3 protein-coding genes are annotated in these 1,752 nt (G+C 70.9%); 2 read left to right on the forward strand and 1 reads right to left on the reverse strand.

Translation table 11 applies throughout. The features are described 5' to 3' along the window. A partial coding sequence (locus tag AB4Y86_RS18195) for an amino acid--tRNA ligase-related protein (RefSeq protein WP_441403551.1) occupies window positions 1–367 on the forward strand: 367 nt, incomplete at its 5' end. 75 nt (window positions 368–442) lie between these two features. Next, complete coding sequence (locus AB4Y86_RS18200; protein ID WP_441403552.1) at window positions 443–1,234, forward strand: GNAT family N-acetyltransferase; 792 nt, start codon at window positions 443–445, stop codon at window positions 1,232–1,234. A 100-nt stretch (window positions 1,235–1,334) separates the two neighbouring features. On the opposite strand, the gene AB4Y86_RS18205 is transcribed toward AB4Y86_RS18200, so the two are convergent. Continuing rightward, window positions 1,335–1,752, reverse strand: a 418-nt coding sequence (locus tag AB4Y86_RS18205) for an acVLRF1 family peptidyl-tRNA hydrolase (protein ID WP_441403553.1), incomplete at its 5' end; no start/stop codon positions are given.

Here is a 1,752-nt window from a genome sequence, read left to right on the forward strand (position 1 = left end):
GTCCTACGCCTACGACATCGTCTGCAACGGCAACGAGATCGGCGGCGGATCAATCCGTATCCACCAGAGCGATGTCCAGGAACGGGTCTTCGAGCTGATGGGCCTGGCCAAGGAAGACGCCCAGACGAAGTTCGGCTTCCTGCTCGAGGGCTTCAAGTTCGGTGCGCCCCCGCACGGCGGCATTGCCTTCGGCTGGGACCGCGTTGTCGCCCTGCTGGCCGGCGTGGAGTCGATCCGCGACGTCATCGCCTTCCCGAAAACCGGCAACGGCTACGACCCGCTGACCGCGGCGCCTGCGCCGATCACGGCGCAGCAGCGCAAGGAAGCCGGCGTCGACTTCAAGCCGGAAGCCAAGAAGGCCGACTAGCAGCCCACTGTCAGAGGCTCCCCGGGAAACCGGGGGGCCTCTGGTGTTTTGCAGGGTTCTTACGGAGGACAGATTATGGGCGCAGCAGTGCGCGGCCTCGAGGCGCTGATGGATGTGGCGTGGGCCGCGGCGGAGCGGGAGGAGTCCGGCGGGTGGGTGCTCCGGGCATCCTCCGGCGTGACGCAGCGGGGGAACTCGGTCTGGGCGCCGGTGCCCGGTGACGATCCGCACCGGCTGGTGGCAGCGCTCCGGGAAGCCCGGCTCTGGTACCGGGGCCGCCGCCAGCCGCTGATCTTTCAGGTCTTCGAGGACTCCCGCTACGCGGCGCTCAACGCCGTTCTGGACGCCGAGGGCTTCACCCGCCAATCCGAGACCTTGGTGCTGGTCCGGGATGGCGGGATCGACCCGCCGGCTGCCGACGTCCGGGTTGAGGTGTCGGCCGAACCCTCCCCGGAGTGGTTGCGGCTCTGGTGGAGTGTGGACGGCCGTGGCGACGAGACGGCCCTCGCCATCGCCCGCGGCATCCTGGCAGGGTGCCCCTCGCTGTACGCCCTCCTGCGGGATGACGACGGCGTGCCCGCCGCCGTCGGACGCCTTGCCTTGCCCGAAACAGAACCCGGCAGTCCGCGCCGGGGCGGCCTGTACTGCATGGCGACCCGCACGGACGCACGCCGCCGGGGCTACGCCAGCCTTGTCCTGCGGTCCCTGGTCGGCGAGGGGACACGCCTTGGCCTGGCCGGCTACTGGCTGCTGGTCACCGTGGCCAACACCGGTGCCCAGGAGCTCTACGCCAGCGCCGGCTTCGAAACTGCGGGCCGGTACGTCTACCGGCAGGAACGCCCGACGCGGCACCTGACGGGCTGCTGAGACCCTACCCTGCGCGCCGTTTCGACGGTTCCCTGCCCCATCGACGTTTCGCAACGTGGGAGCGGCAGGGAACCGTCGAAGCGGGCGTTGGTCGCCTCCTCTACACCGGCGGGTCAGTGACCACAATCCGCACGGCGCAGGCGTCAGCGGCGGCCTTCTTCAGGACCGCCGCCCGCGGATCAGGGACGTCGAGGAACGCCAGCCGCACCAGCGCGGCGTAGCGTTTCAGCGCGGGTTCGGCCAGCACCTGCTCGGCCAGGGTGCGGTCCCCGCCCGGGACGAGGTACTCCACGCTGTGGTCCGCGAAAATCCGTGCGGCATGGTCCGCGACGGCCTCCACCAGGGCGTCGGCCTGGTTGGCGCGGCGCCGGGCGAAGCGCTGCTGTGACCAGCCCCCGGCCGCGGTGCGGGACTGCACGTGCCGGGTGCCGGTTTTGCTGGCCAGCACCCGCCCCTCGGACACGACGGCCACGGAGTACCCGCCGCGGCGCACCAGGACCAAGCCAAGGTGCCGGGGC

It is taken from the genome of Arthrobacter sp. 2YAF22_2, from assembly GCF_052114645.1.
Classification (GTDB): Bacteria; Actinomycetota; Actinomycetes; order Actinomycetales; family Micrococcaceae; genus Arthrobacter.

What these genes read in the sequence shown, in the direction of transcription:
- AB4Y86_RS18200 (WP_441403552.1), top strand. Translation starts at nt 443, where the DNA reads ATGGGCGCAGCAGTGCGCGGCCTCGAGGCGCTGATGGATGTGGCGTGG.